Raw genomic sequence first — 20491 nt, forward strand, 5'->3', positions numbered from 1 at the left:
GCGGTTTATATGAAAAGGAAAAAATTTAATAGTGATAAAGCATTTTCTGCTAAGAAATTTGCTGATTCATTTAAAATGATTGGAGAATGTATAAGAAAAAATCCAGGTATCTTTGCTGGATATATTATTTTTACAATCATAGATTCAATTTTTTATTCTTCAATGACAATAGTTGTAAGTCAAATGACAAAAAATCTTACTAGTCAAGGAGAACAAGGAAATGTCTTTCTAAATTTTTCAATGACATGAGTTAGTTGAATTTATGTAGGATTAGCATTATTATTCCTAATAATTATTTTTGATTATTTAACAAACATTTATGCTGCCTATTTTTCTAAAAGAGTTGAAATTTATTTAAGAATTAAAGCATTAAAAAAATTAGTTGATATTGATATTAGTTATTATTCAAAAAATCAACTTGGTTTAATTATGTCTAGAGTAATAAATGATAGTCAAGGTTCTGGGGATTCATTTAATGATTTTCTATTAAATTTATTATTTAGTTTTGTTAGTTTTGCAACAATGTTAGTATTTATGTTTATATTAGATTTAATTTTAACTTTAATTGTTTTATTAGTATTTACAATACTTGTAATTGTGATTTGAGTTATCTTTGTATATTACAGAAGAGCAATTATAATTTCTATTGATGTTAAACAAGCAATTGATGCAGATATAACAGATAGATTAATAAATATTCGTGCAATAAAAGCAAATGCAGCAGAAGAAAGAGAGACAAAGCGAAATCTTCAATTACATGAACAGTATGATAAAAAATTAAGTAAAGTAATCTGATTGCAATCATTATTAGCTTTCTTTTCTTATACAATTGCATGATCATTACCAATTATTACTATAATTGCAACAATTGCTTTATATAGTAATTCAATGGACCCAAATGAATTATCATATTTAATTGTAGCTTTTACTTCAGCTACAAATAATATATTATATGCTCTTTTAACGTTGCCAATTTGAATGAGAGGTTTAACTAAACTTTCAAATTGTATTATGAGATTAAATTACATTTATGATAGTAGATCTCTTTTAAAATTTGTAGATAACCCTAAAGAAATTGGTGATATTGAAAAAATATCATTTAACAAAGTTACATTTAATTATCCCGAATCTCCAGGTAAGCAAATATTGGCTGAAGTATCTTTCGATTTTGAAAAGAATAAAAGTTATGCATTTGTTGGTGAAACTGGAGTTGGAAAGTCAACGATTGCAAAATTACTGTTGAGGTTCTATGATGTTACAACAGGAGAATTATTAATAAATGGAACAAATATTAAATTAATTGATCATAATCAATATTTAAATAAAGTTGGTTATGTTGAACAAGAACCACAAATATTTTATGGAACTGTTATGGAAAATTTAAAGTATCCATTATTTGATAAGAGCGATGAGCAAGCAATTGAAGCTGCCAAAAAGGCCAAAATCCATAATTACATAAAAAAATTACCAAAAGGTTATGATACAATTTTAGGAGAACGTGGTTTTATGTTTAGTGGAGGGCAAAAGCAACGTCTAGTAATTGCAAGGATTTTCTTGAAAGATCCGCAATTGCTAATTCTCGATGAAGCAACTAGTGCTTTAGATAATGTTGTTGAAAAAGAAATTCAAACAGAACTTGATAAGTTAATGGTTGGAAGAACAACAGTAGTTATTGCACATAGATTAAGTACAATTAAAAATGTAGATGAAATAATTGTTCTTGATAAAAATGGAGTTGCACAAAGAGGCACATTTTACGAACTTAAAGAAAAAGAAGGTCGTTTTAAAAAGTTATATACATTAGGTTTAATGAAATAGGAGTTATTTATGAATGAAATAAATTGAGAAAATATATCAATGGAAATGATTTCTTGTATAGGAACCTCAAAATCAAATGCAATTATGGCTATTCGAGCTGCAAAAAATCAAGATTTTGTTAAAGCAAAAGATTTGATTTTAGAAGCAGAAATTGAAATGTCTAAAGCACATAATCTTCACTTTGATATTGTTTCAAGAGAAGCTAATGGAGAAAAACTTGATCTAAAGTTACTTTTTCTTCATGCAGAAGATCAAATGCTTACAACGCAAGCTATGATCGACTTAGGAAAAGAAATGATAGAAATGTATAAAATTATTTACAAATAAAAAATTGGGAGGGCATAATATGTCAAAGGCGTTTACTATAGATTTGGGTGCAACATCTGCAAAATGTGCATTCTTTGAAGATGAAAAAGTTATAAAAACTTTCGTTTACAAAACTATTGATAAAACTAATTTATTAGAAAATATTGCAAAAAAAACTTATGAAATTGCAAAAGAAAACAACATCGATATGAATGATTTAGATTTTGTTGGAGTTGCTGTATGTGGAATAGTTGATAATGAAACTGGAACAGTAATTTATTCAACTAATTTAGGATGAAAAAATTATCCAACAAGAAAAGAATTAATTTCATTATTTGGCAATGAAAACATTATTGTCTTAAATGATGCAAAAGCAGCTACATATGGAGAATGAGCAGCATCATTAAATAGAGAACCAGATTCAATGGCTTTATTTACAATTGGTACTGGTGTTGGTGGAGGAGCTATATTTAATAGAAAATTAGTTTTTGGAGATAATACAGGATTACCAAGTGAACCTGGTCATGGTGGAGGATTTCAAAATCAATTTCAATGTGATTGTGGTTTAATTGGTTGTTTAGACCCTGTTTCTTCTGCTACAGGTATTGAAAGAAGATTAAGAGAAGTTGGTTCAACTTCAACTGGACCACTTGGAAAAATATATGCTGATTTAAAAGAAAATATTCATATTATAGATGTAGCAGACTTATTTATTAATGGTGATCCAGAAATTACAAAAATATTTGAAGAAAATTTAGAACCACTTGCTAAATGTATTTCAGTTCTAATTCACTTCTTTGATTTATCAATGGTTGTAATTGGAGGAGGACCTTCTAATTTAGGAGAACCATTCTTAAACATTATTAAAGAAAAACTAAAGAGCTATGTATTACCAGACTTTTACTCAAAAATTAGAATCAATAAATCAAACTTAGGAGATTTAGTTGGTGCTTGAGGAGTTTATAAGTATGGTTTAGATCATATTATAAATAAAAAATAAATTTGTAAAAATTTATTTTTTTTTGCTATTTAATTATTATAAAATATATTTAAAAGGGAGAATATTTGCATGAAGAAATTATTATCAGTGCTAGGAGCGATATCTTTAACAGGTTCAGCAATTTTAGTATCTACACAAGTTGTTTCTTGTAATGCAACTTGATCTCAAGAATTCAGATCAATTTTAAATAAGGATGCTCAAACACTTACAGGAAAATCGTATTTTAATGAAGGTTTAAAAAATATAGGTACAGATTCTGAAGGAAATGAAGTAAAAATAAAAAGTATAGAATTAATACCTAATCAAGAAATTCTTGATAACCCTAAAGATTTAGAAAAAATAGCAAATGAATCATTAAAATTATTTGCCGATGCAAAAGAGTACTTTGATCAATTTTTTGATGGATCAGATACAAGTGAGTATTATTATTACTTGTTAGAAGATAAAGGTAATAATGGTGATTATTCAAAAGTTATGAATTATGAATCTGAAAAAAACTTTTTAGATCATTTTGGAGATGCAATTATTAAACCCGAATTTCAATTAAATGCTGCTAGATTTATGGTTTTAAAAAATAATTATGAATTTAATAAAGAATATCAAAATAAACTTAATACCAATGATGCTGAATATGAAGAAATTCAAAAAATGAATACTTATATAAAAGCAGGATATTTTGTTCCTATGTTTAAAATTATAGGTTTAGGTAAAGTTATTAGTAGAGGAACATCTATGACAAAAGTTAAATTTGATAAAAATTTAGTTGAGTATATAAATGTTGGTGGAAAAGGTCAAGATTATCTTAATTCATATGTAGGAACTTTATGAGATACTGGTAATCCTAAAACAAGTAGTATAATAACTTATAATTGAAATCCTGATACATCAACTAGACTATTAAAAAATAAAGACTGAGAATTTGATGATAAATCGAATAATGAAAAGCAAGAGTATCTAAATGGGTGAAGATTTGCAGAAGATTATAAAGGCAAGTCAATAAGTGAGATGACACCAGAAGAACAACTTAGAGTAGATAATGATTTGGAAATGGTTTTTAATCTAGGTGCAAAAAATATTAATGAGGACTTTAAAAAGTATATAATAAGTCAAAAAATTAATGAAAGCGATTATAATATAATTCCAAGAGAACATGCAATGACTTTTGAGACCGTTCTAAATCAATTTGAAGTAATGAAATTTTTTAATTATGGTTTTGATCAAGATCAATCTGGAGGTACAAGTTAATATGTTAAAGTATGAAAAATATCCAGAAGTATTTGAATCTTATAAATTAATTAAATTAAATAAGGCTAAATTTAAATCAAATAAAAGAGAATTATTAGAAATTAGTAATGAACTTCATAATAAAAAAATTAGACTTAAATCAGTTTCTGCAACTTTTAATAAGATTAAAAAGGAAAAAGAAAAAGAAATAACTGTTGAATTTGATTTGGCATTAGCAGCTGCAAAATATCAAAGAGTTGATATAAATCAACTATATGAAGATTTTGCAAAAGACAAATTAAATTTAACTAATGAATATGAAGAAAAAAAACAAAAGAGAATTGAAAAAAGTAAAAATGATATTTCAATTACAAAATCTCAAATACAAAGTATTAAAGAAGAACAAAAAGAACTTTTAATTAAAAATAAGGATTTAAAATCAAAAATCAAAGAAATTTGAGAAGAAAAACAATATGTAATCAAAAATGAACATAAAAAATTGACTGAAGAATTATTTGTATTAAAAACGCAAGCAAAAGAAAAAAATCTTGAGTATAAACAACAATACAAAATAGAGTCAAAAAAATTAATGACTCAATGAAAACAAGATAATCATAGTATTGCAGACATTGGTTATATTCTAAGAAAACAAAAAAGAACAAGAAGAATTAAACCATTTAAAAATGAAATTGATAAAACAATATATGATTTATCATTAAAAATTAATGAATTAAAAATTATTTTTCAAAGTAAAATGAAATTAGAAAAAGAAAAAATAAGAAATAAAAAACTTGAAATTAGATATAACGATGGTAAAGCTGATCAACTAACAATTAAATTGGCAGTTGATAAAGTTACTTTAGCATCAGGAAAATTATCTAATTGAAAATTTATGGTTGCTTTAAAAAATGGATTCTTTTCACTAATGCCATTAGTAATTGTTGGTGCTATGTTTATTCTTATTAATAACATTGTACTTGGAGCAGCAAATGGAGGTTTCTTTAATCTATTTTATTTAACAGCCGATCAAGCAGCAACATTGGATAAATTTAAAACTGTTGGTGCATACATTTGAAATGGTACTTATGCTTTCTTTGGATTTTTATTAGCAGGTGCGATTGCGTATCACTTAGCACCATATTATAAAGTAAATCAATGAGCAGCTGCCATTGTTGCTTTTGTAGCTTTCTTGATAATGAGTCCGTCATTTTGATCAAATATTGGTGTATTTGGTACATCAGGAATGTTTACAGCAATGATTATAAGTATTGTATCAACTGTTATTTTTGGAAAACTTTCAAAAAATGAGAAATTAAAAATTAAAATGCCTGAATCAGTTCCTGATGGAGTTTCAAAGTCTTTTAATATTTTAATACCATATGCAATATCAGCTGTATTTTTTGGAATTATTGCATTTGCAATTACATGAACTGGACAAGCAGTTGGAGAAATTACTGTGGGAAATAATAAAGTATCATTTATTGATTTAAATGGTCTAATTACTGTAGCAATTCAAAAACCACTTGTAAACGCAGTTTCTGGATTTGGTGGAATGATTTCAATTGTATTTATATGACAACTACTTTGATTTATGGGAATTCATGCAAGTGGAATCTTATCTCCAATTGTAGAACCAATACAATTAGATGGTTTAACTCAAAATCAACAAGCACTTGCAGAAGGATTAAAACCACAATATGTATTTACAAATCCATTTATGAATAACTTCATTTTTATGGGAGGTACTGGTGGAACAATTGCGTTGATCTTTGTTGTTCTATTATTCTCAAAAAGAGGAGATTATAGATCAATGGCAAAAGTTACATTAATACCAGCTTTATTTTGTATTAATGAACCATTATTATTCGGATTACCAATTGTATTAAATCCAATCCTATTAATACCATTTATTATTGGACCTATTTTTGCTGGGATATTTGCTTATTTAGCAACTACTAGTGGATTTATGCCATATTCGAGCGTTGTTGTTCCATGAACAACCCCTCCAATAATTGGGGGAATTTTAACCACAAAAAGTATTATGGGTGGAATTGTAGCTGCAATAAATTTATTTATACTAATGGCAACATATACTCCATTTGTATTACTAGCAAACAAAATCGAACAACGTGAATTATTGAATAAATTTGCAGATAATAAGAATACAATTGCAAATATTCAAAATAATATTAACAACTTAAAAACAACAGTTTAATTACTTGGGAGGAAATAAACTATGAAGAAAAAAGTACTTTTAGCTTGTAACGCAGGGATGAGCACATCAATTTTAGTAAAAAGCATGCAAAATTATGCTTTTGAAGAAGACATAAATGTAGAAATTAAGGCAGTATCAATTAATGAAGCAAAACTTAACGGTAAAAGTTGAGATATAGTTTTATTAGGACCACAAGTTGCTTATGAATTAGATGATGTTAAATCATATTTAGAAGTGCCAGTATTTGTTATTGACAAAGAAGATTATGGTAAAGCAAATGGTGAAAAAGTTTTAAATTTTGCATTAGAAAATTGTAAATAAAAAAATCACTTTAAAAAGTGATTTTTTTATTTACAATTAAAGTAAGTGAGGAATTTTATGAAAAGAAAATTAGGAATATCAATATATCCAGAACAATCAACATTTGAATTAGACAAACAATATCTTGATTTAGCAAAACAATTAGGGTATAAAGTAGTTTTTACAAGTGTTTTACATTTTGTTGGATCTGAAAATGATAAAGAAAAAGCAAACAAAGTTTTAAAATCTATTAAATATGCACACGATATTGGATTTTATACAATACTTGATGTGGAATATTTATCAATGGAATTGATTGGGATTAGCGTTAATAACGTTTCAAAATGTGTTGAGTATGGAGTGGACTGTTTACGATTAGATTCACCAAGTTTACCCTTTGAAATATCAAATATTACACATAACAAATATGGAATAGATATTCAGTTGAATATGTCAAATAATGATAGTTTAATTGATAATGTGTTCGATTTTAAACCAATTAAAGAAAGATTAAGTGGATGTCATAACTTTTATCCTTTAGAGTATACTGCTCTTCCATTTGATTATTTTATGCAAGCAAATAAAAGATATTTAAAATATAATTTACAAACAGCTGCATTTGTAGGAAGTCATTTTGGAGAAATGACTTCAGCTATTGGATGAAAGGAACTTCCAACTTTAGAAGAACAAAGACATCTTTCTATATCAGAGCAAGCAAAATTATTATTTTATACAAATGAAATAAATACAGTAATTGTTGGAAATGCATATGCTTCAAAAGATGAATTAGAAGAGTTAGCAAATATCGAAAAATATGAGATAACTTTAAATATAAAACCACTTTATGATTTAAGTAAAGTAGAAAAAGGAATATTAGAATTTGAGCATTTTAGAAGAGGAGATATAACAGAATATTTTGTTAGATCAACTTTTTCAAGAGTTGAATTTAAAAATGAATCAATTAGTCCAAAAAATACAAAGAGTATTTATAATAAAGGAGATGTTGTAATTATTAATGAAAAAGATGTTAAATATAAGGGAGAATGTCATATCATTCTAAAAGATAATTTTGAAGATAAAACAGGAAAATATAATTGAATTGGAACAATTAAAGAAAGTGAAAGAAGACTAGTTGATTTTATTGGTCCATGAAGTCACTTTAGATTTGGAATAGAGGATTAAAATTATGTTATTAGCAGGATTGAGTACTGGCACATTTTATACTTTATTGGGCTTTGGAATATTAGGTTTATTGATTGGGATATTTTCAACGATATTCTTTATAAATTTTAAAAGAGCAAAAAAAGTTGAAAAAGATACATTTAGAGTTATTACAACTAAGTTTAAAATATTTAGATTTTGACAATATTATGGAATATTTATATTAGCTGTTGTAGGTTATTTAATGGCTTTAGTTTTCCTTGGAATATGTTTAGGAGAAGTAATATAATTAAAATATTTTTCTAAAAAGTGAAAAATATTTGGAAATATATTGCTTTTTTTTTTTTTTTTTTCATAATATAGATGTATCAAGAAAGGAAACACAAAATGAGCGAAAAAAGTGTACATTTAACTAATGAAAAAAAGTTAAAAACAAAACAAATTAAAAATTCAGATAGCTCTAATAATGGTTGAAGTAAATTTCTAACAATGCTTCAAGAATTGGGAAAAGTTTTACAATTTCCAATTGCAGTATTACCATTTGCAGCTATTTTAAACAGATTTGGTGCTTTGGGTATTGAATTATCAACTACAGATGGTGAAATTACAAACCAAATCGGTTATTGAATATCTCTTATTATCCAAAAACCAGGTTCAATTCCATTTGATAATTTAGCATTATTATTTGCAATTGGATGTGCTTTTGGGTTAGCAAAAGACCATCGAGGTGAGGTTGCTTTAGTTGCTGTAATATTCTACTTGTCTATTACTGCTTTAACTGGAGAGGGTACTCTTCCAGAAATGATTTATGGTAAAGTTTTACCAATGAAACAAACTGGAGAGGTAACTATTGTTGATGGTAAAGAAGTTATTACAGAACTTGCAGGAAATGCTAAGCAATGATCACAATTACTTTATGTTCCAATAATGAAATTCACTACAGAGAGTAGAGAAAAAGTAATTGTAGGAGCAGCATATGTTTTAAACATTGGTGTTCTTGGTGGAATAGTAGCTGGATGTATGTCAGCTTGATTCTATAACAAATTTAAAGATATTAAATTACCAACAGCATTATCATTCTTTGGAGGACGTAGATTTGTACCAATGGTTGCATTAGTAGCTTCTATTCCAACAGCGTTTGCTTTTGCAATAGTTTGACCTTGAATTCAACTTGGATTAATTAAATTTGGAACTTCAGTAGCGAATCCAGAAAATCCAGCATTAGCAATTCCTGGTACTACAATTTATTCAATTTTAAATAGATTATTATTACCATTTGGATTACACCAAATTATGAATACATTCTTCTGATTCCAAATGCCAGTAACAGGATATGCTGTAGCTCCAATTTCTGGAGTACCAGGTACAGAATTAATTACTGTAAATGGTGATATTAATGCATTTACAGCTGGTATTAGTAACGCTGGATTATTCCAATCAGGATTCTTCCCAATTATGATGGGTGGACTTCCAATGGCTGCTGTAGCAATGATTTTTACAGCTGATAAAGAAAATAGAAAAGAAATGGCAGGATTCCTTGGAGGAGTTGCAGGTGTTGCATTCTTATCAGGAATTACTGAACCATTAGAATTCTCATTTGTATTTATTGCACCTGTATTATTAGGAGTACATGCTGGTTTAACAGGAATATTTATGGCAATTACAACAGCTATGAAAATTCAAATAGGATTTGGATTTAGTGCAGGATTTATTGATTATGCTATATCATTTGCTCAATCATGAGGATTAGCAAATTATCATAATTCAGTATTAGCTAATCCATTATGAATCTTAGCTCTTGTAGCAATTGCTGGAGGGGTTTACTTTGTGGTATTCTACTTTACAATAAAAGGTATGAATTTAGCTACACCAGGAAGAAACGTTGGTGGAGTTATTAATACTGCAGGTAAAACTTCTTCATCAAAAGAATCAACACAAAAAGGAGATAAATATGAAAATATGGCTTCTAAAATTGTTGATGCAATTGGAAGAGATAACTTTGTAAGCATAGATAACTGTGCAACAAGACTAAGATTAGTATTAAAAGACAATAGTAAAATTGATGATTCTTTAATTAAATCTGCTGGAACATATGGAATTAAACGTTTGGGAACTGAAAGTTTACAAATTGTTATAGGACCAGATGTTGAACATGCAGCAAATGCTTTAAGAAAAGAATTAGAAAAATAGTTTAATTAGAAAAAAAGAAATGCTAACATTTCTTTTTTTTGGAGGTAATAATGGCTTTTAATTTTGATAAAGATACTGATTGAATATTTACATTTTGTAAAAAATGTTGAGATTTTAAAAAATTTGTTTTTAAAAAACCAATAAATTTTGAAGTCAAAACGGCTTACAATGGTATTTGTGTAAACTGTAAAAACGAACAAAGAATAAATTTAAAGGAGGCAAGGGATTATTATGATCATTTAAATGATCATAATAATTAACAATAATTATGGATAAATTCCCTTGATGAGTAATACTTATAATTATTTTAGTTGTTTTAGTGCTTTATTTTGTAATTCCTTGAAATAAAATAAATAAAAAAAATAAAGAAAAATCTGACTTAGTAAATGACCCCAAAGAATTTATTGATTCAGAGATTGACAAAAAGATAACTGAAATAAAAGAAGATACTAGAAATAAACCAATGTTAGGCGTTTACAATTGATTTGGTAAAAAAGAAGCCTTAAGACTTAAAACATTAGTCTATGTTCAACCAGAAGAGGATTGTTGTGAATTATGTAGACCTTTTGAAAATCAAATATTATCATTAGAGCAATACGATAAGTATTATCTAACAATGAGTGAAGCAATTTCAAAAGGTTATCATCATATAGGATGTAAACATATAGATATTGATTATTTTGCAGGTGTTACTAATATTGCAGATAAACATTTTAGTGAAGAAGATCAAATAAAACTTCATAATAAAGTTTTAGGGTTATACAAATTGGAAAATCAAATAAGAAATTATAAATATGAATATGATAATGTAAATTCTTTACCAGAAATAAAGTTAAAAATTGAAGAATTATCAGATCAGATAGATGCTTATTGTTTGGAAAATAAATTAAAAAGAAATATTGAAAGAGAAAATCCAAATATATCTGATTTAGATAAATTTAGATAGAATTATAATTATTTTAAAAAAAATATAATTTTCAAATAATTTATAATATAATAATTAAGGTTTAAAGAAAGAAGCGCACAGCTCACCGTTATTTTTGAAAGAAGCGGTAAAAACTTATTTATTAGTAATATATAAAATAAATAAATTTTAAGTGTGCTCCTAATCTTTTAACGGCACACTTTTTATTTTGGAGGACAAATGGCAGAAAATAGAAATACAAAAACAGATTTTGTTAACAGAGAAATTAGAGCAAAACAAATTTTAATTATTAATGAAGATGGTTCAAAAAATGGACCTTTAAACAAGTTTGAAGCTTTAAAATTAGCAGAAGAGTCAGGTTTAGACCTGCTTCAAGTGAGTATGCAAGATAGTAATACTGCTATTGCTAAGATACTTGATTATGGAAAATTTAAATACGAACAAAAACGTAAACAAAAAGAAAATAAAAAAAATCAAGTTAAAGTTGAAAACAAAGAAATTCGTTTGACAGTAGGAATTGGTGAACATGATATGGACACCAAAGCTAGAAAAGCAAGAGAGTTTCTACTTGAAGGTGATAGAATCAAGATTTCATTAAAATTTAAGGGAAGAGAAATTACTTTTCAAGAATTTGGAAAAGAAACATTAGATAAATTCTTTGCAAAAATTGAAGATGTTGCAAAAATTGAAAAAGAAGCCAAACTAAATACAAGATTCTTAGATATGTATGTAGTGCCAAAAAAAGGTTAATTATAGGAGGAGAGAATTTATGCCGAAAATGAAAACAAAAAGCTCTTTGGCAAAAAGAGTTAAGAAAAATGGTGCAGGTAAATTAAAAAGAGGTAAAGCTTATAGATCTCACTTAGCACAAAATAAATCAACAAAACAAAAAAGACATTTGAAAAAAGCAACTTTCGTCTCAGCTGGAGATATGAAACGTTTAAAAGGATTATTACAAAAATAGGAGGTAGAACAATATGGCAAGAGTAAAATTTGGTAAAGTAACCAGAGCAAGAAGAAAACGTTGAATTAAAAGAGCAAAAGGTTACTATGGAACAAAAAAAGCAAATTATAAAAAGGCTCATGAACAAGTTGTACGTTCTATGGCTTATGCTTTTGTTGGACGTAAACTTAAAAAACGTGATTTTAGAAAATTATGAATTATTCGTATAAATGCAGCAGTTAGACCATTAGGATTAAGTTATTCAAAATTTATGAATGGTTTAAAATTAGCAGGTATCGAGGTTAACAGAAAAATGCTTTCTGAATTAGCAATTCATGAACCTAAACAATTTGAGGCAATTGTAGCTTCATCTAAAAAAGCTTTAGATTCAAAAAAATAAAAAATGAGCACTTTGCTCATTTTTTATTTATGTTAAAATCTTTTATATTTAAAGAGGTAACTATGGCAAAAATACTTGAAACTGGAGAAATTGAATTCTCAAAAGAAGATTTAAAATCTGCATGACTTAATTCTCCAATTTTAATTAATAAAGATGCAAATGATTTTAGAATGTGCTTTATATGTAAATTTTTTATGAATAAAAATAACTTTAAAGTAGGAGAGTTAGCATGAGTTTGTGAATTTATAGATTTAAAACATTTTAGTTTGGAAGAAACAAATTTGATTGCAATTCACCCAGAATGTAGAGAACTAAGACATAAAGATGACTGTTCTAAAATCGTAAAAAAGATAAAATTAACTGAATGAAGTGCAATCGAATAAAATAAAAACTTCTTATTTCTAAGAAGTTTTTATTTTCTTTTATAATTTAAACCAGTTAAATTTTGAACTTTAGTAAGTTTTTTTCTAGCAATTTGTTGAGCTTTTTTTGCTCCTTGTTCTAATCAATTATCAACATCATCAGTTTTACTTAATTCATTAAAACGTGTTTGAATTTTTTCTAATAATTCAACAACAACAATTGAGACTTCTTCTTTTAAAAATCCGTAATCTTTGCCTTCAAAGAATTTTTCTGTTTCTTCGATTGAAATATTTTTCAATGCAGAATAAATTGTCAAAAGATTACTTACTCCAGGTTTAGTTTCAGGATCATATTTGATTATGTTCTCTGAATCAGTTACAGCAGATTTTATTTTGTTTTTAACTTCGTTAATATCATCTAATAATGCAATAAAACCTTTTTTATTTGTAGCTGATTTAGACATTTTTTTAGTTGGATCCTGTAAATCCATAATTTTTGAACCTATTTTTGGAGTATATTCTCCTGGAATTGTAAACATTTCTCCAAATTTATTATTCATTCTTTCTGCAATGTTTCTTGCAAGTTCTATGTGCTGCTTTTGATCTTTTCCAACAGGAACGAATTCAGGGTCATATAATAGTATATCTGCTGCCATTAATACTGGATATGTTAATAATCCTGTTGGGATAAATTCAGTACCATTATCTGATTTAACTTTTGTTGATTTATCTTTAAACTGAGTCATTCTTTGCAACTCACCAATTGTTGTATTACAAGTAAGAATTCAAGCAAGTTGAGTATGCTCTAATACTTCACTTTGAATAAAAACAGTTGATTTTTCTGGATCCATTCCACATGCAAAGTAAAGAGTTACCATGTTTTTAATATTTTTTCTTAGTATTTCTTTTTCAATAGGTGCAGTTATTCCATGAAGGTTTGCAACAAAAACAAACATTTCAAATTCATCTTGAAGAGATACAAAATTTCTCATAGCTCCAATATAGTTTCCTAATGTCATTTGTCCAGTTGTTGTTATTCCGGATAACATTCTTTTTTTGCTCATAATCTTTTCTCCTTGATTTACATTTAATATTATACAATCTTTATATATTTTTCTTGTAAAAATAAGTAAAATTAATTATAGTTTAGAGGTGAAATAATGTTTTCATTTAGCATAATAAAAAATGATTATAAAACAACAGAAGAAGTAGTATCTAATTTAAAAGAAAATCTTGAAATTAGAGGTTGAATTTATGATGAAAATAATCCTAAATATGTTTTTATATTTGGGGGAGATGGAACTTTTTTAAAAGCAGTTTCTATATACAAAGAGAATATAAAAAATATTGAATTTATTCCGTTCAAATCTGGTGGAATTGGTTTTTATACAAATAAAAATAGAGTGGAAAAAATTGATTTAACAATTGAATCAATTGAAAAACAAAAATATGAACTTAATAATTTTGAATTATTAGAAATTAAAACATCATCTAAAAATTTGATAGTTGCAAATGAAGTAAAAATAATTAATGAAAAATCTCCCTTATATGTAGAAATATATGTAAATAATGAATTTTTAGAAAAATTCCATGGAACAGGAATAGTTGTTTCAACTTCAAATGGAAGTAGTGGGTATATGAAATCAGCTGGTGGAGCTGTTATATTATCAAAAAATAGTCACATATATCAAATGCAAGAGCTTGTACCTGTAAGTACAAATAAGTTTAGAACTTTAAATGCTCCATTAATATTAAATGACGAGCATATTTTAAAGTTTAAATTTGAAAAGCATTCAAATGAAATAATGATAATTGATACTATCGAATATCCAATAGATGAATATGAAATTGAAATTAAACCTTCAAAAATTAATATTAAAGTTGTAACTGATATTCAAGAATTAAAAAATAATAGTAAAATTAAGATCCTTAGAGATATCTTTATAAAAGATAAGGAAGTTATAGAATAATGAACAGTATTATATATATATTACTTGCTATAGCCTTTACAATTTGTTTTATATCGCTTTTTGCTTATTTCTCAATTACAAAATTATTGAAAACTAAGCGTGAAAAATTTGGTATTAATTCAATTGAGAGAAATACTACTATATATCAAAAAATTTTAAATGAGCTTGGAACAATAGAAAATATTGAAGAAGTTAATAATGAAAAAATAACAGTATTATCTAGTCAACTTGTTAATTTAAATAATCTAAAAAGTTTGAAAATTAAAGTTGAAATAGAAGGAAAAATATTAACTTTAACATCAAAAGAATTTTCAATTAAATTATTTATTAAGAAACTGAAAGAAGAGTTAAAAAAATAAGTTAAATGTATTTAACTTATTTTTTGTTTTGTATAGTGATAAACTCCCCCTTGAAGAGTTTTTGCATCATATCCTTTTTCAATTAGAAACAAAGCTGTTTGACCGCTTCTATTTCCAGCGTTGCATACAACCACAATAGGTTTATTTTCAATATTATGTTCGTCTAAAAATGATTTATAATTTTTTAAAAATTTATCCATTTCAATATTTATTGCTCAATCAAAGTGAGGTAAGACTTTAAATTCAATTGCAGTTCTAACATCTAAAGTAAAATATTTACTTGGGTCTTTACTATATTCTTCTTTTGTTATGTACATTTTAATTACTCCTCTCTTATTAATAGTTTATAACTAATTTATTTAAGAAAGTAACTTTTTATTAATAAAAACTTTACTTTAAATGTAAATAAATTATAATTAGAGAGTATTTAATTCTGGTTATCGTTTATTTAGAAACTAAACAAATAATAAAATTAATTAAAAAAGGAGATAAAAATATGGCAGATATTAAATTTATGGCTCTGGGTGGTCAAGATGAAAGAGGAAAGAATATCTTTGTAATAAGTGTCAATGACAACTTATATATATTTGATGCAGGAATTAAATTTCCTGAAAGAAGTGTTTTAGGAATTGATGTAATCATTCCTAATTTTGAATTTTTAAAGGCAAATGCAAAAAAAATTAAAGGTATTTTCTTATCAAATCCAAGTTCTAATAATTCAGGAGCTATTAGTTATATTTTAAGAGAAATTGATGCACCTGTTTATTGTAATGAACTTACAACAACAATTTTAAAATATAGAAATATGAAATATAGAATTAAAAATAGAGAAAATAATTTTAAAATAATTAATGATAAGGATGTTGTATCGTTTGGTGATGTAAAAGTGGAAGCTTTTAGAACAACTGCTGCATTTCCTGAATCATTTGGATTTGCAATACATACTGAAGATGGTGTAATTGTGTATGCAGGTGATTATATTATTGATGGAAATGAACAATCATATTTTTCAACAGATATGAATCATTTAAATCAAATTGCTCAAAAAGGAGTATTAGCATTTATAAGTGATGCAGAATATGCTTCAAGAATAGGTTATACTGTTCCAAACCATAGAATTGAAAAATTTATAGCAGCTCCAATGAAGGACAAAAAAAGACGTTTAATTTTAGGTATGTTTGAAGAAGATGTATTTAAATTATTTGAAATAATTAAACAAGCAAAAGCAAATGACAGAAAAATTGCTATTTATGGAAAAACAATAACTAAAGTTGTTGAATCTAAAATTATTCAAGAAAGTTTACAAATTTCTGAAAAGGATATTATCTCAATTGAAGATTTTATGAAATCAGCTGATGGAATTCTATTACTAACTGGTGCAGGAGATCTTTTATATACAAGACTTGCTAAAATTGCTGCAGGAAACGATGATAAAGTTGAATTTACAGAAGATGACACAATCATTTTAGCAACTCCACCAGCAGCTGGAGTTGAAAAAAGACATGCTGAAATTTTAGATGAATTAGCAAGAACAAATGCTAAATTAATTTCTTTAAGCGATAAAAATATTTGATCAATGAGAGCAAGTTATGAAGATATTAAACTTATGACTAGAATTATGAAACCAAAATCATTTATTCCAATTAAAGGTTTATATAAAGATTTCTTAAGTGCTGAAAGAGCAGCTATTGAAGCTGGAGTTGATAAAAAAAATATTCAGTTAATAAATAATGGTCAAATACTTAAAATATCAGAAGAAGGAAAACTAGTAATTGCATCAGATACAATTAAGACAGCTGATGTATATGTCGATGGAATTGGTGTTGGTGATATTGGAGCAGTTGTTTTAAATGAAAGAAAACAATTAGCAACAGATGGAGCAGTAATAATTGGTGCAAACGTTAACAGTAAAACTAAAGATTTAATTTCATTAATTGATATTCAAATGCGTGGTGTTATTTATATAACAGAAGAAAATCCAATATTTAAATTAATGCAAAAACAAATTATAGATATATTAGATAAGTATAAAAATGAATCTAAAACAAATTCAAATGCATATGATTTAAATGCAATGAAAAAAGAAATTGTTTCAAGAATTAGAACAACTCTAAAACAGGAAACTGGTAAACAACCAATTGTTTTGGTAATTATTAATGAATTAGATGGTTCGTTCTTTGAACCAAGACAAAATAGATCAAAAAACTCATAGTCTATCTATGAGTTTTTGTTAATTGATTAAAAAAAAGGACTAAAATATATTAAAATCATATGGTAAGGGCAAACAAATAAAAGGTGAAATCATGAATAATTTTAATGGGCTAAATAATGATAATGATAATGATAATGATAATGATCGTACAACCGCTTTTACTATTCAAAAGAAACAAAGAAAAGTTGATTCAGTTTCTTGAATAGTTGGAGCATTATTATTATTTTTCTTAAATTTAATGGCATTGGGAAGAATTACAATTGTAGGGCAATTCTTGGATGATGTTATTTTTAATTTACCATTTGGTTGATTTAAATATTTTTTATATATACTATTTTTTATTATCGACTTTGCAATTTATTTTGGAATTAAATTCAAACCAAAAAAAAGATTTATTGCAATGATAGTACTTACTTGAGTAGTTTTATGTTGAATAATAAGTTCTATTTTATTTATTGTTGCTTATCATACAAAAACTACTGATTTTGAAATAGCAAATATATGATCAAAAACTATTTTAAAAGATTCTTTAAATTCATATTTATCAAATTGAAAAAATAATTCACTTTGAGGTCCAGATAGCGGAACTATTTGAATGGCCGAACCTCATACTTATTTCACAACATGAGCTGGTGGTGGTTTAATTGGAACAATTCTTACTGGAATATCAGCATATGCTTCAATTTATTTTGGTCTTATAATTGCAATATTATTCTTTTCATTAGATATGATTTGAATTTTTACTGGAGATGCTTTTTATTTTTTAAAACCAAAATCAAAAAGAAAAGGTAAAAGACTTAGAATTCTTTCTTTAAAAAATAATAAGAATATTTCTTTCAATTCCAAACAAAAGCCAAAAAGAGAAAAAAGAGTTAAAAGTATTTTTAATATTATAAATATTGAAGATGATAAAACTTTTGATGAAAGAGATATTTTATCTTCAGTAAAGGAATCAGATATGACTATTGAACTTCCAAGTTTTAATAGACATAATGATAGAAATATCTATGAAGAAGTAAATTCTGATTTTTATAATGATGATTTTTCAAATATTAATTTAGAAAATTATAATTCAAATCAAAATTATAAACAAGATTATATAGAACCAGTTCAAAGTCTAAATAGAGTTATTGATTATAATTTAGACCAAGTGAAACAAGAAGCATATTACCAAGCAGAGACAAATGTAAAGGAAGAATCAACTTTTGTTCCAAGAAGAGAAATTAAAGAAGTTGATTATGAAATACCACTTCCATATGAATCAAAATATGGTCAGGTTTCAACTGAACAAGCAAGAAAAGAATTGGCAAAAGAAACTAATATTACACCATTTGGTGCAAATGGAAAAACTCATGAATTATTTAGAAATAAAACTGATAAAGAGAAAAAGCAAGAAGATCTGAATGGTCAAATAACATTAGATCACTTTATTAATGAAACAAAAAAAGAAAAAGAACAAGCAAAAAAATTAATTGAAGATTATGGCGACTATACTTCTCCAATGCAAACAAATTTAGCAAGAAATATTTTATTTACTTCAAATAATTATCAAACAAGAAATAATTATAATCAAACAATTGAGATTGATAAAAATAAGGCAATTGAAAAAGAACAATATGTTAATGATTCATATGAATTGCCATCAATTGATATACTTAAAAAAATTGAAATGAATACAAAGGACCAAGAAGAAATTAAAAGAGCTGCAAATGAAAAAGCAGAAAGAATTAATGAAACATTCAAACAATTTGGTGTAAAGGCAAGTGTTAATCATATGAATATTGGTCCAAGTGTTGTTAAATTTGAAATTCAACCAGAACCAGGAACAAAAGTTAATAGTATTATTTCATTAGAAAATGATTTAAAACTTGCATTAGCAAGTCAAAATGTTAGAATTGAAGCTCCAATTCAAGGTAAAGCTGCAGTAGGAATTGAAGTTCCAAATGAAAAATCTGAAGTAGTTCCAATGAGAGGGGTAATTGAAAATACTCCAATGATAAAAATGAGTAATAAATTATTTTTTGCAATTGGAAAGACAGTTACAGGTGATTTATTATTTGGTGAGTTGGATAAAATGCCACATCTATTAGTTGCAGGTTCAACTGGTAGTGGTAAATCTGTAATGATAAATGGTATTATTTCATCAATATTAATGAGAGCAAAACCTCATGAGGTTAAATTCTTAATGATTGATCCAAAAAAAGTTGAATTGTCAATTTATTCATCAATCCCTCACTTACTTGCTCCTGTAATTAGTGATATGAACTTAGCAAGTAATGCTCTTAAAAGAGTAATTAATGAAATGGAAAGAAGATATGCTCTGTTTACATCATTTGGTGTAAAAAATATTGCTGGATTTAATGCTAAACAAACTTCACAATCAGCTAAATTACCGTATTTCGTAATTATTATTGATGAATTAGCTGACTTAATGATGACTTCAAATAAGAAAGATGTTGAAGAATCAATTATGAGACTTACTCAATTATCTCGTGCCGCAGGAATTCATTTAATTGTTGCAACTCAAAGACCATCAACTGATGTTATTACAGGAGTTATTAAATCAAATATACCAGTAAGAATTGCTTTCTCAGTTGCATCCTCAATTGATTCAAGAACTATTCTTGATTCAAATGGTGCTGAAAAACTAATTGGAAAAGGTGATTTATTATACACAATTCCTGGAAGTACATCATTGGTAAGAGCTCAAGGAGCATATATTAGTGATGAAGAAATTGAAAAGTTAGTAAAACACTGTTCAAGCCAACAACAACAAATTTTTGAAGCAGAATTCTTAAAAGAGGAAGACGAAACATATACAGTATCAATGGGTGCTGGAAATGATTCAATGTTTGATGAAATCAAAAATTATGTAATTAGAACACAAAAAGCGTCAACAAGTTTAATTCAAAGAAAATTTAGTATTGGTTATAATAGAGCAGCTAGAATTATTGATGAACTTGAAGAAAGCGGAATAATTGGACCACAGAATGGTTCGAAACCAAGAGAAGTTTATATTAAAAATGAAGATATTTATTAAAATCAGCAAATTAAAAGCTGATTTTAATTTTTTTAAATATATATAATAATATTTGAGGTGGGATTT

The 20491-nt window shown here is 26.4% G+C and carries 21 protein-coding genes; 19 read left to right on the forward strand and 2 right to left on the reverse strand.

The genetic code is table 4. The annotated features are described in order from the left end of the window. The first annotated feature begins 9 nt into the window (after positions 1-9). From SDIMI_RS01025 to SDIMI_RS01095, 15 genes are all read left to right on the forward strand, one after another. Positions 10-1818 (forward strand): ABC transporter ATP-binding protein, encoded by a 1809-nt coding sequence (locus tag SDIMI_RS01025; RefSeq protein ID WP_020836128.1) that lies wholly within the window; start codon positions 10-12, stop codon positions 1816-1818. Positions 1819-1827: 9 nt separating this feature from the next. Then, the gene (locus tag SDIMI_RS01030; protein WP_020836129.1) at positions 1828-2145 is read left to right on the forward strand and encodes a PTS sugar transporter subunit IIA; all 318 of its coding nucleotides are present in this window, start codon (positions 1828-1830) and stop codon (positions 2143-2145) included. Between the two features lie 19 nt (positions 2146-2164). Continuing rightward, the gene (locus SDIMI_RS01035) at positions 2165-3124 is read left to right on the forward strand and encodes an ROK family protein (RefSeq protein WP_020836130.1); all 960 of its coding nucleotides are present in this window, start codon (positions 2165-2167) and stop codon (positions 3122-3124) included. 69 nt (positions 3125-3193) lie between these two features. Beyond that, entirely contained in the window at positions 3194-4369 is a 1176-nt protein-coding gene (locus tag SDIMI_RS01040; RefSeq protein WP_020836131.1) for a hypothetical protein, read from the forward strand. Between the two features lies 1 nt (position 4370). Continuing rightward, on the forward strand, positions 4371-6563 hold the full coding sequence (locus SDIMI_RS01045; protein ID WP_020836132.1) for a PTS transporter subunit EIIC: 2193 nt from the start codon (positions 4371-4373) through the stop codon (positions 6561-6563). Between the two features lie 21 nt (positions 6564-6584). Beyond that, positions 6585-6884, forward strand: coding sequence for a PTS sugar transporter subunit IIB (locus SDIMI_RS01050; protein WP_020836133.1), 300 nt, complete (start codon positions 6585-6587; stop codon positions 6882-6884). Positions 6885-6941: 57 nt separating this feature from the next. Continuing rightward, positions 6942-8045, forward strand: coding sequence for a DUF871 domain-containing protein (locus tag SDIMI_RS01055; RefSeq protein ID WP_020836134.1), 1104 nt, complete (start codon positions 6942-6944; stop codon positions 8043-8045). Between the two features lie 4 nt (positions 8046-8049). After that, positions 8050-8313 (forward strand): hypothetical protein, encoded by a 264-nt coding sequence (locus SDIMI_RS01060; protein WP_020836135.1) that lies wholly within the window; start codon positions 8050-8052, stop codon positions 8311-8313. 98 nt (positions 8314-8411) lie between these two features. Further along, the gene (locus SDIMI_RS01065) at positions 8412-10214 is read left to right on the forward strand and encodes a PTS transporter subunit EIIC (RefSeq protein WP_020836136.1); all 1803 of its coding nucleotides are present in this window, start codon (positions 8412-8414) and stop codon (positions 10212-10214) included. 50 nt (positions 10215-10264) lie between these two features. Then, positions 10265-10474 (forward strand): hypothetical protein, encoded by a 210-nt coding sequence (locus SDIMI_RS01070; RefSeq protein ID WP_020836137.1) that lies wholly within the window; start codon positions 10265-10267, stop codon positions 10472-10474. Between the two features lie 8 nt (positions 10475-10482). Beyond that, positions 10483-11160 carry a structural protein gene (locus tag SDIMI_RS01075; RefSeq protein ID WP_020836138.1) on the forward strand — a complete coding sequence of 226 codons (678 nt, stop codon included), beginning with the start codon at positions 10483-10485 and terminating at the stop codon, positions 11158-11160. A 198-nt stretch (positions 11161-11358) separates the two neighbouring features. After that, on the forward strand, positions 11359-11889 hold the full coding sequence (gene infC / locus SDIMI_RS01080) for a translation initiation factor IF-3 (RefSeq protein ID WP_020836139.1): 531 nt from the start codon (positions 11359-11361) through the stop codon (positions 11887-11889). Positions 11890-11908: 19 nt separating this feature from the next. After that, complete coding sequence (gene rpmI / locus SDIMI_RS01085) at positions 11909-12103, forward strand: 50S ribosomal protein L35 (RefSeq protein WP_020836140.1); 195 nt, start codon at positions 11909-11911, stop codon at positions 12101-12103. Between the two features lie 13 nt (positions 12104-12116). Continuing rightward, complete coding sequence (gene rplT, locus SDIMI_RS01090; RefSeq protein WP_020836141.1) at positions 12117-12482, forward strand: 50S ribosomal protein L20; 366 nt, start codon at positions 12117-12119, stop codon at positions 12480-12482. Positions 12483-12544: 62 nt separating this feature from the next. Beyond that, a complete protein-coding gene (locus tag SDIMI_RS01095; RefSeq protein ID WP_020836142.1) occupies positions 12545-12865 on the forward strand; it encodes a hypothetical protein in 321 nt (106 codons plus the stop codon). Positions 12866-12894: 29 nt separating this feature from the next. Here the strand turns inward: SDIMI_RS01095 and trpS are convergent, their stop codons facing one another. Beyond that, complete coding sequence (gene trpS / locus SDIMI_RS01100; protein WP_020836143.1) at positions 12895-13908, reverse strand: tryptophan--tRNA ligase; 1014 nt, start codon at positions 13906-13908, stop codon at positions 12895-12897. Between the two features lie 96 nt (positions 13909-14004). Here trpS and SDIMI_RS01105 point away from each other — a divergent pair, with 96 nt between their 5' ends. Together SDIMI_RS01105 and SDIMI_RS01110 are read left to right on the forward strand one after the other, a co-directional pair. Further along, a complete protein-coding gene (locus SDIMI_RS01105; RefSeq protein ID WP_020836144.1) occupies positions 14005-14814 on the forward strand; it encodes a diacylglycerol kinase catalytic domain-containing protein in 810 nt (269 codons plus the stop codon). After that, on the forward strand, positions 14814-15173 hold the full coding sequence (locus SDIMI_RS01110) for a hypothetical protein (RefSeq protein ID WP_020836145.1): 360 nt from the start codon (positions 14814-14816) through the stop codon (positions 15171-15173). The genes SDIMI_RS01105 and SDIMI_RS01110 overlap by 1 nt, the downstream gene beginning before the upstream one ends. An 11-nt stretch (positions 15174-15184) precedes the next feature. Here the strand turns inward: SDIMI_RS01110 and SDIMI_RS01115 are convergent, their stop codons facing one another. After that, the gene (locus SDIMI_RS01115; protein WP_020836146.1) at positions 15185-15490 is read right to left on the reverse strand and encodes a rhodanese-like domain-containing protein; all 306 of its coding nucleotides are present in this window, start codon (positions 15488-15490) and stop codon (positions 15185-15187) included. A gap of 179 nt (positions 15491-15669) precedes the next feature. Here SDIMI_RS01115 and SDIMI_RS01120 point away from each other — a divergent pair, with 179 nt between their 5' ends. Both SDIMI_RS01120 and SDIMI_RS01125 read left to right on the forward strand, forming a co-directional pair. Further along, positions 15670-17385, forward strand: coding sequence for a ribonuclease J (locus SDIMI_RS01120; protein WP_020836147.1), 1716 nt, complete (start codon positions 15670-15672; stop codon positions 17383-17385). Positions 17386-17476: 91 nt separating this feature from the next. After that, positions 17477-20425, forward strand: a complete 2949-nt coding sequence (locus SDIMI_RS01125) for a DNA translocase FtsK (protein ID WP_020836148.1) — start codon at positions 17477-17479, stop codon at positions 20423-20425. Positions 20426-20491 lie beyond the last annotated feature (66 nt).

The sequence above is a fragment of the Spiroplasma diminutum CUAS-1 genome (assembly GCF_000439455.1).
GTDB lineage: Bacteria > Bacillota_I > Bacilli_A > Mycoplasmatales > Mycoplasmataceae > Spiroplasma_A > Spiroplasma_A diminutum.